Below are 17,332 nucleotides of genomic sequence, written 5' to 3'. Positions count from 1 at the left end.
AAGGGACAAAGCCATGATCCGCAAACTCCACCGTTGGCCGGGTCTTTTGGCTCTGGCTCTTGTCACCCTCTTGGCGCTCAGTGGCGCGGCTTTGTCGATCTTTCCAAGCCTCGAATATCTGGCCGCGCCGCAAACGGTCAGCGAGCAAAGCGTGGCGGATCTCGCCACGCGCATTCAAAGCGCCCTCCCCGGCGTCGAGCAAATCAAACGCGCACCTTCGGGCCGGATCACCGCTTATTGGTTCGAAGACGGCACCCCCGGCGCGGGCATCATTGATCCGCGCACCGGCCAAGCGATCGCCTCCGCCGATCCAAACCCTGTGCTGCGCTGGTTGACCAATCTGCACCGCTCGTTGTTTTTGGGCGATGGCGGACGGATTGCCATGGCGGTTGGGGCTTTGGCGATGCTGGTCCTTTCAATCTCTGGCACGCTTTTGGTGGTGCGGCGCGTTGGCGGCTGGCGGCGCTGGTTTGCGCCTCTGCGCGGGCCATGGGCGGGGCGCATTCACGTTGAACTGGCCCGCGTGGCGGTTCTGGGCCTTGCGCTCTCGTCGGTGACCGCCCTGTGGATGACCTCCTCAACCTTTGATCTTTTGCCGGATGGCGAAGCGATCCCGGCCTTCCCCACTGAAACCAGCGGCGAAACGGGCGCGGCCTTTGCCGCGATGGAGCGCCTTGCGAGCACCCCAGTGTCTGAGTTGCGCGAATTGAGCTTTCCCTACCCCGATGATGCCAGTGACGTGTTCTCCCTGACGACCGATCAGGGCACGGGGTTTATCGACCAAGGCACCGGCAAGATGCTGGCTTGGGCCGATCTGAGTCCCATGCAAAGCCTGTCTGAGACCATCTATATGCTGCACACGGGTCAAGGGGCCGCACTGTTGGGCCTGGTGCTTGGCATGATGGCGCTGGCCATTCCGGCGATGGGGTTTACCGGCGTTTTGATCTGGCTCTCGGGTCGCCGTGGGCGGCCGCGTTTGCATCACAATGCCCCAGCCAGTCGCGCCGAAACGATCCTCTTGGTCGGTAGCGAAGGCGGTAGCACTTGGGGCTTTGCCGCGACGCTGCACAAAGCCTTGACCGAGGTCGGGCAAACCGTCCATGCCACCGCGCTCTCCGCCTTTGATCCAAGCCGCTATGGCAACGCCAAACGCATCCTCATTTTGGCCGCCACCTATGGCGATGGCGACGCGCCGAGCACCGCCAAGGGCTTTCTCGATCAACTCGCCAAATCTGAGGTCCTGCTAAATGTTCCGCTGGCGGTGCTTGGCCTGGGCGATCGCAGCTTTCCGGCCTATTGCGCCTATGCGCAAGCGGTCTCACAGGCGGCACGGGCCAAGGGCTGGTCCGAACTTTTGGCCTTTCACACCGTCGATCGGCAATCGGCACAAGAATTCGCCCGCTGGGGCCGTGCGCTTGGCACGGCGATGGGAATCCCGCTTGAACTGGCCCACCATCCGGTCCAACCCGCAACACAGGTTCTGACCCTGATAGATCGCCGCGATTATGGTGCCGAGGTTCAGGCCCCGACGGCAATCCTGCGCTTCGCCTTGCCCAAAACCTCGCTCATGCAACGGTTGATGCGGCGCGGCTTTGGGCGGTTCCAAGCGGGTGATTTGATCGGTATCCTGCCCGAAGGCTCCGCTGTGCCCCGGCTGTACTCGCTGGCCTCTGGCACCCATGACGGCTTTGTCGAAATCGTGGTTAAAAAACATCCCGGCGGGCTGTGTTCCGGCCAACTGATTGAGTTGAAAGTGGGCGAGACGGTCACTGGCTTCTTGCGCCGCAACACGGTGTTTCACCCGGACAAAGGCCGCGCGCCGTTGATCTTGATTGGGGCGGGCACGGGCATCGGGCCGCTGGCCGGGATCATCCGTGGCAACACCCGCAAACGCCCGGTGCATCTGTTCTTTGGCATGCGCCACCCGGACAGTGACTTCCTGTATGGGTCGGATATGCGGGATTGGAAAAACGCCGGGCAGATGACACATCTCACCACCGCCGTATCACGCACCGCACGACCGCAATATGTCCAAGATGCTCTCCGCTCCGAACAAAGCGACGTGATCCGATTGATCCGCGACGGTGCCCGTGTGATGGTCTGTGGCGGACGTGACATGGCGCAAGGCGTGTCCGAGGCCTTGACGGATATATTGGCTCCTGTGGGACTCACCCCGTTCATGCTCAAGTCAGAGGGACGCTATGTCGAAGATGTCTACTGATCTCACCCGCCACGCGCTCAACGGCCCGACCATGGGCACACGCTGGTCGGCGCAGTTTCACACCGCCCCGGACGTGGACCCATCTGTGATCCAAATCGCACTTCAGGCGGCTGTTGCCGAGGTCGACGCGCAGATGTCGACATGGTCCGCCGACAGCGATTTGATGCGCCTCAACGCAGCGCCCGTGGGCGAGTGGTGCGATGTGCCTGCCATGCTGATGGCCGTGATCAGCCTTGGGCTTGAGATCGGGCGTGCCTCAAAGGGCGCGTTCGATATTGGCATGGGGGATGCGGTGACGGCATGGGGTTTCGGCCCCGCCGAGGCCGCACCCGACCGGATCAAGGCCGCGATGAACACCAATCGCGTGCCCGCCTCTGAGGCGCTTGATCTGGATGTCGCGGCAGGACGCCTGCGCAAAACCGCACCCGTCGCTTTGGACCTCAACGGCATTGCCAAAGGCTATGGCGTGGACCGATTGGCCGAGACCCTGCGCGGCGTTGGCATCATGAATGCGCTCGTCGGCATCGACGGCGAAATGCGCGCGATGGGCCTGCGCCCCGACGCTGCGCCTTGGTCCATCGCGGTCGAGGCCCCGGACGCAGAAAGCCGCAGCGCGCATTCGGTGTTGGCCTTGCAAGACGCGGCTGTGGCCACCTCTGGCGATTACCGCCATTGGGTCGAAGTCCAAGGCCGCCATCTGTCGCACACCATGGACCCGCACCGGGGCGCGCCCCTGATGAACTCTCCCGCCTCCGTCACCGTTGTGGCCCAAACCTGTGCCGAAGCCGATGCTTGGGCCACCGCACTGATGGTGCTCGGCACCGAACAGGGCGCTGCCCTTGCCCGCGCGCGGGGCTTGGAGGCGCTGTTCTTGCTCCGCACGGGCCAAACCGAGTATCGCAGCCTTGGCGTCGGTCGTTTATTTACCGATGAGGACGCGGCGGCACACGCCCCAAGGAGAGCCGTATAATGGACTTTGCGCGGATCGACCGGATGAAAACCGGACTGTTGGGGCTGGCGATCGCCGGGCTTGTGATCGGGCTTGGCCTGTTTCTCGCGGGGATCGAAGACCTCGCACACCTTGTCTGGACGCTCGGTGTTCTCCCAGTGTTGATCGCGCTTTTGGTCGAAATTCTGCGCAGTCTGCGCGCTGGAGAGGTCGGGCTTGATATTGTCGCCGCCCTGTCGATGTCGGCGGCGCTTGGCTTTGGAGAAACCATGGCGGCAGCCGTAGTTGCCGTGATGTATTCCGGTGGCACCTTCCTTGAAAGCATGGCCGAGGGCCGCGCCCGCCGTGAAATGCATGATCTGTTGTCTCGCGTGCCGCGCACAGCCACCCGACATCGAAATGGCGGGCTGGAAGACGTGCCCCTGGACGACATCCAGCCCGGTGACCTTTTGCTGATCCGCCAAGGCGATGTGGTGCCCGTTGATGGCGTGATTGCCTCCGAGACCGCCTTTGTCGATACCTCTGCGCTCACCGGCGAGTCGCTTCCGGTGCGTTTGACGCAGGGCGCTGAGACGATGAGCGGGTCGACCAATGCGGGCGCGCCGTTTGATCTGACCGCAACCCACCCGGCCAAAAACAGCACCTATGCCGGGATCGTGCGTCTGGTCGAAGAGGCCCAGCGCTCAAAGGCGCCGATGGCGCGGTTGGCGGATCGTTGGTCTTTGGGGTTTTTGATCGTCACCGTGGTGATCGCCGGGGCCGCTTGGGGACTGACCGGCGATCCGATCCGGGCGGTGGCGGTTTTGGTCGTGGCGACCCCCTGCCCGCTGATCCTTGCCGTGCCCGTTGCCCTGACCGCAGGCCTGTCGCGTGCGGCGCATTTTGGCGTGTTGATCAAAGGCGCTGCTCCGCTTGAAACCATGGCGCGCAGTCGCACGTTGATCTTGGACAAAACCGGCACGCTCACCGATGGGCGGCCACAAATTATCCGCATCGACACTCAAAACACGCACAGCGACACCGACATCTTGCGCTTCGCCGCAGCCCTTGATCAGGCGTCAAAACACCCGGTCGCTCAGGCGATTGTCGCCGCCGCGAAAGCCAGGGGGCTGTCCCTGCCCCTGCCCACCAATGTGGTTGAAATCCCCGGCGAAGGCGTCAGCGGCAGGGTCGATGGCCATGCGGTCGTCGTGGGCGGCACGGATTTGATCGCCCAGCACGTGACAGGACCTGCCCCGCGCCCCATGCGGTCTGCGGGGTCGGTGCTTGTGGCTTTGGCGGTAGACGGACAGATGGCCGGGCATCTCGTCATGGCCGATCCGCTGCGCGCGGGCACACAGGCCATGTTGGCCGGGCTGCGCGCACAAGGGATCCTGCGGATCGTACTGGCCACCGGCGACCGTGCAGACGTGGCCGAACGGGTGACCGAGGGGCTGGGCCTTGATGCGCTTCGGGCCGGGTTGTCGCCCGATCAAAAGGTGCTTTTGGTTCTGACCGAGCGCAAAAATGGCCCGGTGATGATGGTCGGCGATGGGGTGAATGATGCGCCCGCCCTGGCCGCCGCCGATGTCGGCGTCGCCATGGGCGCGCGTGGGGCCGCCGCCTCGGCTGAGGCCGCCGATGTGGTCTTGCTGGTGGACCGGATCGACCGGCTTGGACCGGGGATCGAGATTGCCCGCTCCGCCCGTCGCATTGCTGTTGAAAGCGTGGTGGCCGGCATCGGACTGTCGGTTTTGGGCATGATCGCGGCGGCGTTTGGATACCTCACGCCGGTGCAAGGCGCGCTGTTGCAAGAGGTGATCGACGTGGCCGTCATCCTCAACGCGCTACGGGCCTTACGCATCACGCCCACGGGCCTCCTTGCCGCCGAATAACCCTTGAAAAGGATAGATAACATGAGCCGCCTTTCCCATTCAGAAACCCATATGGTGCATCGCATCGGCTGGCTACGCGCCGCTGTGCTGGGCGCGAATGACGGGCTTGTCTCCACCGCCAGCCTTGTGGTTGGCGTCGCCGCAGCGGGCTCGGGGAGGCCTGAGATTTTGATCGCCGGTCTGGCCGGACTGGTCGCAGGCGCAATGTCGATGGCGGCGGGGGAATATGTGTCCGTGAGTTCGCAAACCGATGCGGAACAGGCCGATTTGGCCCGCGAGACCAAGGAATTGTTGGAGACGCCCGAGACCGAATTGGAGGAGCTGACCGGCATCTATGTGGCGCGCGGCCTTGATGAACCTTTGGCGCGTCAAGTGGCGGTGCAGCTAACGCAAAAGGATGCGCTTGGCGCTCATGCCCGTGACGAACTTGGCATCTCCGAAACAGTGACCGCCCATCCGATCCAAGCCGCGCTTGTCTCGGCGGTGACCTTTGCCGTGGGGGCGGTTGTGCCGCTGATCGTGGCGCTGATGGCCCCCACAAGCCAAATCTCTCTGACCGTCGCACTCACCACCTTGGTCGCGCTTTCTGTGCTGGGCGGGCTTGGGGCCTCTGCCGGCGGGGCGGGCATTTTGAAAGGCGCGCTACGCGTGACGTTTTGGGGCGCTTTGGCCATGGCGGCCACAGCGGGGGTTGGGATGATCTTTGGCGTAAGCGCCGGGTAGGTTGGCGTTGCGATTGTCCCGCAGACACGGCACAGTCACGCTATGAGTTCAGATCAAAACCATACCACAGCGATCAGGATGCGCCTGCGGTTGCATTTCGGGGACAGGTTGATGCTTGGCCCCGGCAAGGCCGATTTGCTTGCCGGCATTCGTGACACCGGGTCGATTTCCGCCGCTGGGCGCGCCATGTCGATGAGCTACAAACGGGCTTGGTCGCTGGTCGAAGAGATGAATGCGGCCTTTGGGACGCCGCTGGTGATCTCGTCGCGGGGCGGAGCGCAGGGTGGCGGCGCACATCTGACGGAGGCGGGAGAAGCCGTTTTATCTCATTATCGGACGCTTGAGCAGCGTGCGCTTGCGGCCGGGTCTGAGCAGATCGAAGCGATTGCGGCACTGCTAGACGATATGTCCGAAGGAAAATAACGCTTGCCAGACCAAGGATCGACTGCGATATGTTTTCACAAACATATTGAATGGAGTTGCTTGTGTCCCTGCCCTTTGCCCGCCTCACCGCCACCCTCCTCCTCACCTGCGCGCCCCTCACCGTCCATTCCGAAGAGGTGATCGTCTTTGCCGCTGCCAGCATGACCAATGCGATGGCCGAAATCGAACAGGCGTTTGAAACTGACACCGGGCATGACCTCATCGTCTCGCTTGCGGGCTCTTCCGCCCTCGCGCGACAAATCCAACAGGGCGCGCCTGCGGATGTGTTCATCTCCGCCAATCCCGACTGGATGGATGTTTTGGAAAACGACGGGCTGCTTGCGCAGGACTCCCGCTTTGATCTCCTGAACAATACCCTCGTGCTGATCGCCCATGGCCAAGACGCCACCCCGATGGAGATTTCTGATCTGCCAGAGGCGCTTGGCAAGGATCGGCTGGCGATGGCGCTGGTCGATGCGGTTCCGGCGGGAATTTATGGCAAGTCTGCCCTTGAGGCGCTGGGATTATGGGATCAACTCTCCCCTTTGGTGGCCCAAGCCGACAATGTCCGCGCCGCGCTCTCGCTTGTGGCGCTGGGAGAAACCCCGTTTGGGATCGTCTATGCCACAGATGCGGTTGCCGAAGATGACGTGCGCGTGGTGGCAACCTTTCCGGCAGACACCCACCCGCCGATTGTCTACCCCGCCGCCGCAATTGCCGAGCATAATGATGAGGCGACACAGGCGTTTCTGGATTACCTGCTTAGCGGCGCCGCCCGCGCAGCGTTCGAACGTCAGGGCTTTGTCGTAGTGCCGCAGTAACCCGCGCCACCCCCTATCGCTCCCTACGCCACGTCCCAGCGTCACCTCATCGCTTGACAAGCCGAGCCGCCTGCAACCTACCTGTGACACGGGAGGCGGCGGGCGCGGTCTGTCCCAAAACGGACCGGCGGAAGGGAAACACATGGCGTTCACACTCAAACAACTGCGGTATTTCATCGCTGTGGCGGAGGTCGGCACCGTGTCCGGTGCGGCACAGGCCTTGGCGATCTCGCAATCGGCGGTGACCGAGGCCATTCGCGAGTTGGAAACCGACCTTGGCGTGTCCCTGTTTGACCGCCATCCGCGCGGTCTCGACATCACCCACAAAGGCCATCAATTCCTGCGCCATGCGACCGGCATTTTGGCTGGCGTCTCGGATGCCCGCCTTGCCCTGACGCAAGAGGCCGAAACCCTGTCCGGCACCTTGCATGTCGGCGTGACCTCTCTGGTCGCGGGCTATGTGTTGTCCGATATTCTAGCCCGGTTTCGCCGCGCCAATCCCAAGGTCGAAGTGACCGCGGTCGAGGACAGCGGCGATTATCTTGAGCATCTTTTGATCGGCGGCGAGTTGGATGTTGCGGTGATGGTGACCACCAATCTGCGTGACCGGATGGCACTTCAGACCGAGATCATCGACACCTCGCCCTATCAGCTTTGGCTACCCAACGGCCATGAGTTGAGCACCCGGCCCTCGGTGTCGATCGAGGATCTGACCGATGAGCCGATGATCATGCTGCGGATTGATGAGATCGAAGAGGCCACGCGCAAGTTGCTCTCGGCCTTTGGTGCCCGCCCGCGTGTCGCGTTTCGCACCCGCTCTGTCGAGGCGGTGCGCTCTTTGGTGGCCACGGGTGCGGGAATCGCGCTTTTGCCTGAGATGGTGTATCGCCGCTGGTCGCTTGAAGGCGACCGGATTGTGTCCCGCGATGTGTCGGGAAGTCTGCCCGTTGTGCAGGTTGGAACCGTCTGGCGCAAAGGCTCGCCACTATCCCGTCCGACGCGTGAATTTGTTTTGGCAGCACAAACCCATAAAAATACGAAGTAATTCACCGGTATCAATTTTTCCGATACCCAAAACCTGAGAATTGAATTTGTGAAATCGGACCCGCTCTCCCACCCTGTCGCCCAAGGGGGCTTTGACTCCCGCAGCAACAGGGAAACCGAAGATGAAAAAGATTTTCAAAGGGTGTGCCTCCGGTCTTGCACTTACCGCCGCCACCGCAGTGCCGCTTTCCGCCGCCGATATGATGACCGAACTTGGTGCGGGCGAAGGCACCGTCTCCATCGTCGCATGGCCGGGCTATATCGAGCGCGGTGAAACCGATGCGGCCTTTGATTGGGTGACCAAATTCGAAGCAGCCACAAGCTGTAAGGTCGAAATCAAAACCGCCAACACCTCGGACGAAATGGTCGCGCTGATGAACGAAGGCGGCTTTGATTTGGTGACCGCATCGGGCGATGCCTCGCTGCGTCTGATCGCGGGCGGCCGGGTCCAGCCGATCAATATTGACCTGATCCCAAGCTGGTCACGCGTCGACGACCGTCTGAAAGATGCGCCGTGGCACACGGTCAAAGGCACCCATTACGGCACGCCGTTCATGTGGGGCCCGAACGTGTTGATGTACAACACCGAGGTTTTCCCGGAGGCTCCAACCAGCTGGAATGTGGTGTTCGAAGAAATGACCCTGCCCGATGGCGAAAGCAACACTGGCCGGGTGCAGGCCTATGATGGCCCGATCTATATCGCCGATGCGGCGATGTATTTGATGGCGCATCAGCCGGAGCTTGGCATCGAAAGCCCCTATGAGTTGAACGAGGATCAATACGCCGCGGCGCTGAACGTATTGCGCACCCAGCGTACATTGGTCTCGCGCTATTGGCATGATGCATTCATCCAGATCGACGATTTCAAAAACGAAGGCATGGTGGCGTCCTCCTCTTGGCCGTTCATGGTCAACCTGCTGAAAGCCGACGGTGTGCCCGTTGCCTCCACCATCCCGTCTGAGGGCGCGAGCGGTTGGGCCGACACCTTGATGTTGCATGCCGACTCCGAGCACCCGAATTGCGCCTATCAGTTCATGGAGCATTCGCTGAACTCCAACCTGCAATCGGATTTGTCCGTCTGGTTTGGTGCCGTGCCGTCTGTGCCGGAGGCCTGTACCGATGGCTCTGGCATGCAGACCGCCGAAGGCTGTTCCGAGAACGGGTTGGACGATTTTGACCGGATCAAATTCTGGCAAACCCCGGTCTCAAGCTGCGAAAGCCAAGGCACCTGTGTGCCGTATTACCGCTGGGTCTCCGACTACATCGGTGTGATTGGCGGCCGCTGATCTTCCCCCCACGGACCGGCCTTTTCGGGCCGGCCCGACCTTCTCCCTGAAAGCCCGCTCCCCCTGAAAGACTGACAATGACTGATGCAGTGACCTTCCGAGGCGTATCGCGCCATTTCGGAACCGTGAAAGCCGTAGATGAGGTCGATCTGGCCATTCGCGATGGTGAATTTTTTGCCATGCTTGGCCCATCCGGCTCCGGCAAAACCACCTGTCTGCGCCTGATTGCCGGGTTCGAACAACCAACCGCCGGGCGGATCGAGATTTTTGGCGAGCGCGCCGAGGGTGTGCCGCCCTATTTGCGCAATGTGAACACGGTGTTTCAAAACTACGCCCTGTTCCCACATATGAATGTGCTCGACAACGTGGCCTTTGGCCTGCGCGTCAAAGGCGTGGGGCGCGCCGAACGGCATCGTGCCGCCGAAGAGTCGCTTGAGCTGGTTGAACTCGCGGGCTACGGCGCGCGCCGGGCGGGCGAATTGTCGGGCGGTCAACGTCAACGCGTGGCCTTGGCACGGGCGTTGATCAACAAACCTCGGGTTGTGCTGTTGGACGAACCGCTGGGTGCGCTTGATCTCAAGCTGCGCGAACAGATGCAAGAAGAGCTGCGCAAGCTGCAACGCGCACTGGGTCTGACCTTTGTGTTCGTGACCCATGATCAGGACGAAGCCCTGTCAATGGCAGACCGCGTGGCGGTGTTTGCGGGCGGCAAAATCCAACAGATCGGCAGTTCCGAAGATATTTATCGCCGTCCCGCATCAAGGTTTGTCGCGGATTTCGTTGGCTCGTCCAATGTGGTGCCCGCCGATCTGGCTGGGGTTGGCATTTCGGACCAATGGGCCTCTTTGCGCCCCGAAGACATCATCTTGGATGCCAATGGACGCGAAGCTACGGTGACAGGCACGTTTTTCCACGGGCGGGTGACCAAACTATCGCTCGACATCAAAGGTCAAAGCCTGACCGCCCTCATCCCGGCGCATCAAACCACCCCCGAAATTGGCGAGACCACCCGCGTGTCGTGGGACCCCGCCCGCGCGCATCTTATGGAGCGTGAGGCATGAGCGGGTTCGATACCACGCAATCGGCGATTTTCACGCCCAGAAGCGGGCCCCTCTCGCGCATGGTCGATTGGGTGATCCGTCACCCGCGCATGTTCGTGTTCCTGATGGTGCTGCCGATCACGCTTTGGCTTGGCATCGTCTATATCGGCGCATTGATCGCACTCCTGATCCAAAGTTTTTTCTCCATCGACGAGTTCTCTGGCATCGTCGTGCGGGAATTCACGTTCAAGACCTACGGCGAATTGCTGCGCCCCTATAACCTCGACATCATCCTGCGCACGATCTCCATGGCCACCGCAGTCACCATCGCCGCCGCCGTACTGGCCTTTCCCATCGCCTATTTCGCGGCCCGCTATGCCAAGGGCAAGTGGAAAGCGCTGTTTTACATCGGGGTGATGTTGCCGCTGTGGTCGAGCTATCTGGTCAAGGTCTACGCCTGGAAACTGGTGCTGGCGAAAGAGGGCATTCTGACGTGGCTCTTTGCCAAGCTGCATCTGACATGGCTGTTGGATGGCCTGCTCAGCCTGCCCGTCATCGGCGGCAATTCACTTTCTGTCAGCTACACCGGCACCTTTCTCGTGTTCCTCTATATTTGGCTGCCCTACATGATCATTCCGGTTCAGGCGTCGCTTGAACGCGTGCCGGGGGCCTTGTTGGAAGCAGCCTCTGATCTCGGCGCCACACCGCGCCAAAGTTTCCGCATGGTGCTGTTTCCGCTGGCTCTGCCGGGGATCATTGCCGGGTCGATCTTTACCTTTTCGCTGACCTTGGGCGATTACATCGTGCCGCAAATTGTCGGCAACTCGCGGCTCTTTATTGGTCAAGCCGTCTACACCCAACAAGGCACCGCCGGGAATATCCCGCTGGCCGCCGCGTTCACCGTCGTTCCGATCGTCATCATGGGGATTTACCTCTGGGGCGCACGCAAAATGGGGGCTTTCGATGCACTCTAATTCCCGCGCCCCGCTGGGTCTGAAATTTGCGGCCATCGGCGGGCTGATCTTTTTACTCGCCCCGATTGCGCTGATCTTTGTCTATGCCTTCACCACCGAGGAAAAGAGCTTTCAATGGCCGCCCCCCGGCCTGACCACGAAATGGATCGGCGTCACCTTAGGACGGGCGGATGTCTGGGAGGCTTTGGCTTTGTCGCTGAAAGTTGCGGCGATCTCGACCACTCTGGCCTTGATCATGGGCACGCTCACCGCCGCCGCCGTGGCCCGCTCGCGCTTTTTTGGCCGTGAAACCATCTCGCTTTTGGTGATCCTGCCCATCGCTTTGCCGGGCATCATCACCGGGATTTCGCTGCGCTCGGCCTTCTCGCTTTTGGACATTCCGTTTTCGACATGGACCATCGTTTTGGGTCACGCCACCTTTTGTATCGTGATCGTCTACAACAATGCGGTGGCGCGGTTTCGCCGGACCTCTGGCGCGCTGGTCGATGCGGCGATGGATTTGGGCGCGGATGGGGTTCAGACCTTCCTGCTCGTCATCCTGCCCAATATCGCCACCGCCCTGCTTGCGGGCGGAATGTTGGCCTTTGCACTCAGTTTCGATGAGGTGATCGTCACCACATTCACCGCAGGCAACCAAACCACCCTGCCGATCTGGATGCTCGAAGAACTTGTCCGCCCCCGTCAACGCCCGGTGACCAACGTGGTTGCCATGGCGGTGGTGATCGTCACCGTGCTGCCGATTTTGGCCGCCTATTACCTCACACGCGACGGCGAACACACCGCCGGGTCCGATAAATAACGAAAACAGGGAGACTCTCATGGACACCCAAATGCTGATCGGCGCCACGCTCGTCCGCGGCACCGAAACCGAAGAAAGCATCTTTAATCCACGCACAGGTGAGATCATCACCACCCTGCCCGAAGCCTCTTTGACCCAAGTTGAGGCGGCGGTGACGGCGGCGGAGAAAGCCTTTGCACTATGGTCGCGCACAACGCCCGCCGCGCGCTCGGGATATTTGTTGAAACTCGCGGATCGGATTGAGGCGCAGGCCGAAACCCTCGCCGGACTCGAAGCGCTCAACTGCGGCAAACCGGGGCCTTTGGCGCTCAACGACGAATTGCCCGCCATTGTCGATTGCTTCCGCTTTTTCGCCGGTGCCGTGCGCTGCATGACCGGGCCGATTGCAGGCGAATATCTTGAAGGTCACACCTCAATGATCCGCCGCGATCCCATCGGCATTGTCGCCTCCATCGCGCCGTGGAACTATCCGTTGATGATGATGGCGTGGAAAATCGCTCCGGCGATCGCGGCGGGCAACACGGTGGTGTTCAAACCCTCCGAACAAACGCCGCTGACCGCGCTGGCCATGGCCAAAATCTTTGCCGATGTCCTGCCCGAAGGCGTGGTGAACATCATCCTGGGGCGTGGTGAAACCGTCGCTCCGCCCTGATCAACCACCCGAAAGTGGCGATGATTTCGCTCACTGGCGATATCGCCACCGGGCGCAAAATCTTGGATGCAGCCAATAAAACGATCAAACGCACCCATCTCGAACTCGGCGGCAAAGCCCCGGTCATCGTGATGGAGGACGCCGATATTGACGCCACGGTCGAGGGTCTGCGCGCCTTTGGGTTCTACAACTCGGGTCAGGATTGCACCGCCGCCTGCCGCATCTATGCGCAGGCCTCGGTCTATGATGATTTCGTCGGCAAACTCACCGATGCCGTCTCGCAGATCGAATATGCCAACCCGGATGACAGCCTCAATGAAATGGGCCCGCTCATCTCATTGCGCCAACGGGATCGGGTCGCCAGTTTCGTGGCCCGTGCGCGCGAGGCCAATCACATCGAGGTCACCACAGGCGGCGACATCCCCGATGGCGATGGCTTCTTTTACAAACCGACCGTCGTCGCGGGCGCGTTGCAAACGGACGAGATTGTCCGGCGCGAAGTGTTCGGACCTGTCGTCTCCGTCACCCGCTTTGCGGATGCGGAGGAGGCGATCACTTGGGCCAATGACAGCGACTACGGTCTGGCGTCCTCAGTTTGGACCAAAAACGTGTCCACAGGCATGCAGATCGCGTCGCGTCTGCAATATGGCTGCACTTGGGTGAACACCCATTTCATGCTGACCAACGAAATGCCCCATGGCGGGATGAAACAATCCGGCTATGGCAAGGATATGTCGTCCTATGCGCTCGAAGATTACTCCGTCGTGCGCCATGTGATGGTCGCGCACTGATCCCCGCGCGATTGCGTCTCAAGACCTATAAAGCCGACCGCACAGGCTGCGGTCGGCATTTGTTGACGTGCGGATGCTCAAAGCCAAGACATCGGGCAGACCCACCACATCGTCGGCTTATCGTCTTAAAACAGCCCTGCCTGACATTTAATCGACCCACGGAGCAATCGCCTTGGCGAGCCAGTCGGGCGGGGCCTGTTTTTCCAGCGTGTCCATAGAGGTGAACACACAGGTATAGCTGCCCTCAAAACAGATCGCATCGTTTTGCCTGCCAACCACGGAAAAGACAATCGAGGTGCGGCCAAGCCGGGTCGGTGCAACGTGACAGATCAGCTTGTCACGCGGCGTTGCCGGTTTGCGGAAATCCACAGTCACATTCACAAAGGGCGTCGCCAGCTTGTGGTCCGTACAAAATTCGAACCACCCGCGCCCGACCACCTGTTTGTAGAATTCGTCAATCGCCTCGACGCCATAGTTGAGCAGACGCCCGGTGTAGACGATGCCGACAATATCGCAGTCGCCAAAAGCGATGCGTTGTGCGACGGCGATGGGCTCTGCTTTGGTCATCTCAAAAGGCCTTTCGAAGGGATCGTTCAAACGCGGGGCCGGAGTTTGACCCCCGACCCCGCGCGTTTACAGCCGCTCAATGGCAAGCGCGATGCCCTGCCCGCCACCAATGCACATCGTCGCCAGACCATAGCGGCCGCCAATGCGCTCAAGCTCGTACATCAGTTTCAGTGTGATGATCGCGCCCGTGGCCCCAATCGGGTGACCAAGAGCGATGGCACCGCCATTCGGGTTCACCCGCGCGGGATCAAATCCCAACGCCGTGCTGACCGCGATCGCCTGAGAGGCAAAGGCCTCGTTTGATTCAATCACATCAAAGTCCCCCGCCGCGAGGCCGGTTTTCTGCATCACATTGCGCACAGCCGGGATCGGACCGACGCCCATCACCTCGGGGCGCACGCCAGCGTGGCCATAGCCAACGATGCGGAATGTCGGGGTCAGACCCGCCGCTTCGGCGGCATCACGACGCGCCAGAACAATCGCCCCGGCCCCATCATTAAGCCCCGAGGCATTGCCCGCCGTCACTGTGCCGTCTTTTTGGAACGCGGTGCGCAGACCGGCCAACGCCTCGATGGAGCTTGGTTTGGGGTGCTCATCGGTGTCAAACACGGTGACGCCCTTGCGGGTCTTGATCTCGACCGGGATGATTTGGCTTGCAAACCGGCCCTCGGCAATCGCCTGAGCGGCGCGGTTTTGACTTTCCAAGGCAAAGGCATCCTGCGCCTCGCGGGTGATGCCGTGTTCCGCCGCAACATTTTCGGCGGTCACGCCCATATGTCCGGTGCCAAACGGGCAAGTCAGCGCGCCGAGCATCATGTCGGTCGCCCCCGTGTCGCCCATTTTTTGCCCCCAACGGATCGCGGGAACGATATAGGGCGCGCGGCTCATACATTCCGCGCCACCGGCAAGACCAAACTCGGCATCGCCAAGCATCAGGGATTGCGTCACGGACACGATGGCCTGAATGCCAGACCCGCAAAGCCGGTTCACGTTCATCGCCGGGGTCTCAACCGCCATCCCCGCCTCGATCGCGGCGGCGCGGCTGAGGTACATGTCCCGCGGTTCGGTGTTCAACACATGGCCAAAGGCCACGGTGCCGATCTGATCCGGCGTGGTGCCAGAGCGTTCCAAAGCGGCCTTGGTCACATGCGCCGCAAGCGAAATCGGCGGCATCCCGGCCAATGCGCCACCAAAGGTGCCAATCGCGGTCCGGGCCCCGCCCAGAATTACAATATCAGTCATCTCTCAATCCTTATGTGAAAGGCCCCGCATCATCGCTGCGGCGGGGCCAAAATCCAATCAGCTTGCCTGTGCCAACATGTCAGGCTCAAGCCCGATCACGCTGTACGATCCATTGCGCATGGTGGTCAGGCGCGCCTGTGCCATCGGGAAAATATGATGGATGAAACATTCGGCCAGGGATATGCGATACCGCCAGAACGCAGCGTCACCATCCCCGACTGCAAGATGACGCGACGCCGCCGCCGCACTGTCGATCAAACACCACGCCGAGAGGCTCATGCCGAACACATCCATCACGCTTTGCGCGGCGGCGAGCGGCAAGGCCGCATCCGTGACCTGAGCGGCCAGCAGCCATTCACAGGATTTTTCGATCAAATCAGCGGCCTCATGGGCACTGCGACGCATGAGATTGACGTCAAGCGCACCTTCCCCCTCATCGGCGAGCGCATTCGCACTGGCGCGGATGTCGGATACGATTTCGCTTACCGCAAGCCCTTGGTCTCGCAAAATTTTACGCCCAACGAGGTCCATCGCCTGGATACCGGTCGTGCCCTCGTAGATCGTGGTGATTTTAGCATCGCGGTAAAACTGCGCCACGCCGGTTTCCTCGACATAGCCCATACCACCATGCACCTGCACCGCCTGAGAGGCCACGCTTACGGCCATTTCAGTCGACCATGCTTTGACCACCGGGATGAGCAAATCCACCCGGCGTTGATGACGGGCACGAATGTCCGCATCAGGGGCGCGTTCAGCCATGTCGATGGACAAGGCGGCGCGCAGGGCCAGGATACGTGCACCTTCGGTTTGCGCTTTCATCACGCCCAGCATCCGTTTGACATCGGGGTGCTGGATGATCGGCGCAGGCGAGGTGCCATTTGTGACAGCGCCCTGTTTGCGCTCAGAGGCGTAATACGCGGCGGTTTGAAACGCGTGTTCAGCGACGCCAATGCCCTGAAGCCCGACGTTCAGCCGCGCGTTGTTCATCATTGCGAACATGTATTGCAAACCACGGTTCGGCTCACCGACCAAATAGCCGATTGCGCCCTCATTGTCGCCATAGGCCATGGTGCAGGTCGGGCTGGCGTGAATCCCCAGTTTGTGCTCGATCGACACACAACGCAGATCATTGGCGACACCCGGCTGACCCTCGGCATCCGGCAAGAATTTCGGCACCACGAACAGGGAAATCCCTTTGGTGCCTTCGGGCGCATCGGGCAAACGCGCCAAGACGAGATGGACAATGTTGTCGACCATATCGTGTTCGCCATAGGTGATGAAAATCTTCTGGCCACTGATCAGATAATGATCGTCCTTGGGCACCGCTTTGGACCGCACCTGCGACAAGTCCGACCCGGCCTGTGGTTCGGTCAGGTTCATAGTACCAGCCCATTCGCCCGAAACCATCTTTTCAAGATAGACCGCCTGAAGCGCTGGATCGGCATAGGCGGCCAGTGCTTCGATAGCACCTTGGGTCAGCAAGGGGCAGAGCTGAAACGAGATATTCGCCCCATTGAACAGTTCCTGGATGCAGGTGTTGACCAACACCGGAAGCCCCATACCGCCGAACTCGGGCTCTGCGGCGGGGCTGTTCCAACCCGCCTCGACCAGACTGGTGTAGGCCTCTTTCCAGCCGCGTGGCATGGTGACTTTGCCATCCTTGAACCCAAGACCGTCGACATCGCCCTGATGGTTCAAAGGCGCCAGAACATCATTTGCGAATTTTCCGGCCTCAAGCAAAATGGCCTCGATGGTTTCAGGCGTGAAATCCTCAAATCCGTCCAGAGCAGAAAGCCCGGACAGGTTGCATAAATCTTCAAGGATAAAGTTAATTTCGCGCAAGGGGGCGTGATAGGTCATGGCTCAATCCTTTTAGAGCTTTGATGTCAATTCGGGCACAGCATCGAACAAATCGGCGACGAGGCC

The 17,332-nt window shown here is 60.9% G+C and carries 14 protein-coding genes and 1 pseudogene; 12 read left to right on the top strand and 3 right to left on the bottom strand.

What is annotated here, in order from left to right:
- Window positions 1–13: 13 nt before the first annotated feature.
- The 12 genes and pseudogenes from C8029_RS16405 to C8029_RS16350 all read left to right on the top strand — a co-directional run bounded on the left by C8029_RS16405 (window position 14) and on the right by C8029_RS16350 (window position 13,597).
- Window positions 14–2,221: a PepSY domain-containing protein gene (locus C8029_RS16405; protein WP_152003307.1), complete on the top strand. Its 2,208-nt coding sequence runs from the start codon at window positions 14–16 to the stop codon at window positions 2,219–2,221.
- The gene (locus tag C8029_RS16400; RefSeq protein WP_009573408.1) at window positions 2,202–3,191 is read left to right on the top strand and encodes an FAD:protein FMN transferase; all 990 of its coding nucleotides are present in this window, start codon (window positions 2,202–2,204) and stop codon (window positions 3,189–3,191) included. Before C8029_RS16405 ends, C8029_RS16400 begins: the two co-directional genes overlap by 20 nt.
- Window positions 3,191–5,044, top strand: coding sequence for a heavy metal translocating P-type ATPase (locus tag C8029_RS16395; RefSeq protein WP_009573409.1), 1,854 nt, complete (start codon window positions 3,191–3,193; stop codon window positions 5,042–5,044). Before C8029_RS16400 ends, C8029_RS16395 begins: the two co-directional genes overlap by 1 nt.
- A 21-nt stretch (window positions 5,045–5,065) precedes the next feature.
- On the top strand, window positions 5,066–5,767 hold the full coding sequence (locus C8029_RS16390) for a VIT1/CCC1 transporter family protein (protein WP_009573410.1): 702 nt from the start codon (window positions 5,066–5,068) through the stop codon (window positions 5,765–5,767).
- Between the two features lie 42 nt (window positions 5,768–5,809).
- On the top strand, window positions 5,810–6,190 hold the full coding sequence (locus C8029_RS16385) for a winged helix-turn-helix domain-containing protein (protein ID WP_040402830.1): 381 nt from the start codon (window positions 5,810–5,812) through the stop codon (window positions 6,188–6,190).
- 50 nt (window positions 6,191–6,240) lie between these two features.
- Complete coding sequence (modA, locus tag C8029_RS16380) at window positions 6,241–7,011, top strand: molybdate ABC transporter substrate-binding protein (protein ID WP_152003306.1); 771 nt, start codon at window positions 6,241–6,243, stop codon at window positions 7,009–7,011.
- A gap of 142 nt (window positions 7,012–7,153) precedes the next feature.
- Window positions 7,154–8,056, top strand: a complete 903-nt coding sequence (locus C8029_RS16375; RefSeq protein ID WP_074647328.1) for a LysR family transcriptional regulator — start codon at window positions 7,154–7,156, stop codon at window positions 8,054–8,056.
- A gap of 121 nt (window positions 8,057–8,177) precedes the next feature.
- Window positions 8,178–9,341, top strand: a complete 1,164-nt coding sequence (locus C8029_RS16370) for an ABC transporter substrate-binding protein (RefSeq protein WP_152003305.1) — start codon at window positions 8,178–8,180, stop codon at window positions 9,339–9,341.
- 77 nt (window positions 9,342–9,418) lie between these two features.
- The gene (locus C8029_RS16365; protein WP_009573415.1) at window positions 9,419–10,402 is read left to right on the top strand and encodes an ABC transporter ATP-binding protein; all 984 of its coding nucleotides are present in this window, start codon (window positions 9,419–9,421) and stop codon (window positions 10,400–10,402) included.
- Window positions 10,399–11,355, top strand: a complete 957-nt coding sequence (locus C8029_RS16360) for an ABC transporter permease (protein WP_009573416.1) — start codon at window positions 10,399–10,401, stop codon at window positions 11,353–11,355. Before C8029_RS16365 ends, C8029_RS16360 begins: the two co-directional genes overlap by 4 nt.
- Window positions 11,345–12,154: an ABC transporter permease gene (locus C8029_RS16355; protein WP_009573417.1), complete on the top strand. Its 810-nt coding sequence runs from the start codon at window positions 11,345–11,347 to the stop codon at window positions 12,152–12,154. The genes C8029_RS16360 and C8029_RS16355 overlap by 11 nt, the downstream gene beginning before the upstream one ends.
- A 19-nt stretch (window positions 12,155–12,173) precedes the next feature.
- Window positions 12,174–13,597 (top strand): annotated as a pseudogene (locus tag C8029_RS16350) (gamma-aminobutyraldehyde dehydrogenase).
- A 147-nt stretch (window positions 13,598–13,744) separates the two neighbouring features.
- Here the strand turns inward: C8029_RS16350 and C8029_RS16345 are convergent.
- The 3 genes from C8029_RS16345 to C8029_RS16335 all read right to left on the bottom strand — a co-directional run bounded on the left by C8029_RS16345 (window position 13,745) and on the right by C8029_RS16335 (window position 17,266).
- Window positions 13,745–14,164 (bottom strand): acyl-CoA thioesterase, encoded by a 420-nt coding sequence (locus C8029_RS16345; RefSeq protein WP_009573419.1) that lies wholly within the window; start codon window positions 14,162–14,164, stop codon window positions 13,745–13,747.
- A 66-nt stretch (window positions 14,165–14,230) separates the two neighbouring features.
- Entirely contained in the window at window positions 14,231–15,406 is a 1,176-nt protein-coding gene (locus C8029_RS16340; protein WP_009573420.1) for an acetyl-CoA C-acyltransferase family protein, read from the bottom strand.
- 57 nt (window positions 15,407–15,463) lie between these two features.
- Window positions 15,464–17,266: an acyl-CoA dehydrogenase gene (locus tag C8029_RS16335; protein ID WP_009573421.1), complete on the bottom strand. Its 1,803-nt coding sequence runs from the start codon at window positions 17,264–17,266 to the stop codon at window positions 15,464–15,466.
- Between the last annotated feature and the right edge of the window lie 66 nt (window positions 17,267–17,332).

Origin of the sequence: Roseobacter sp. TSBP12 (assembly GCF_009129705.1) — a bacterium.
GTDB classification, from domain to species: Bacteria; Pseudomonadota; Alphaproteobacteria; order Rhodobacterales; family Rhodobacteraceae; genus Celeribacter; species Celeribacter baekdonensis_A.
This window is presented reverse-complemented; position numbering and strand designations above follow the sequence as displayed.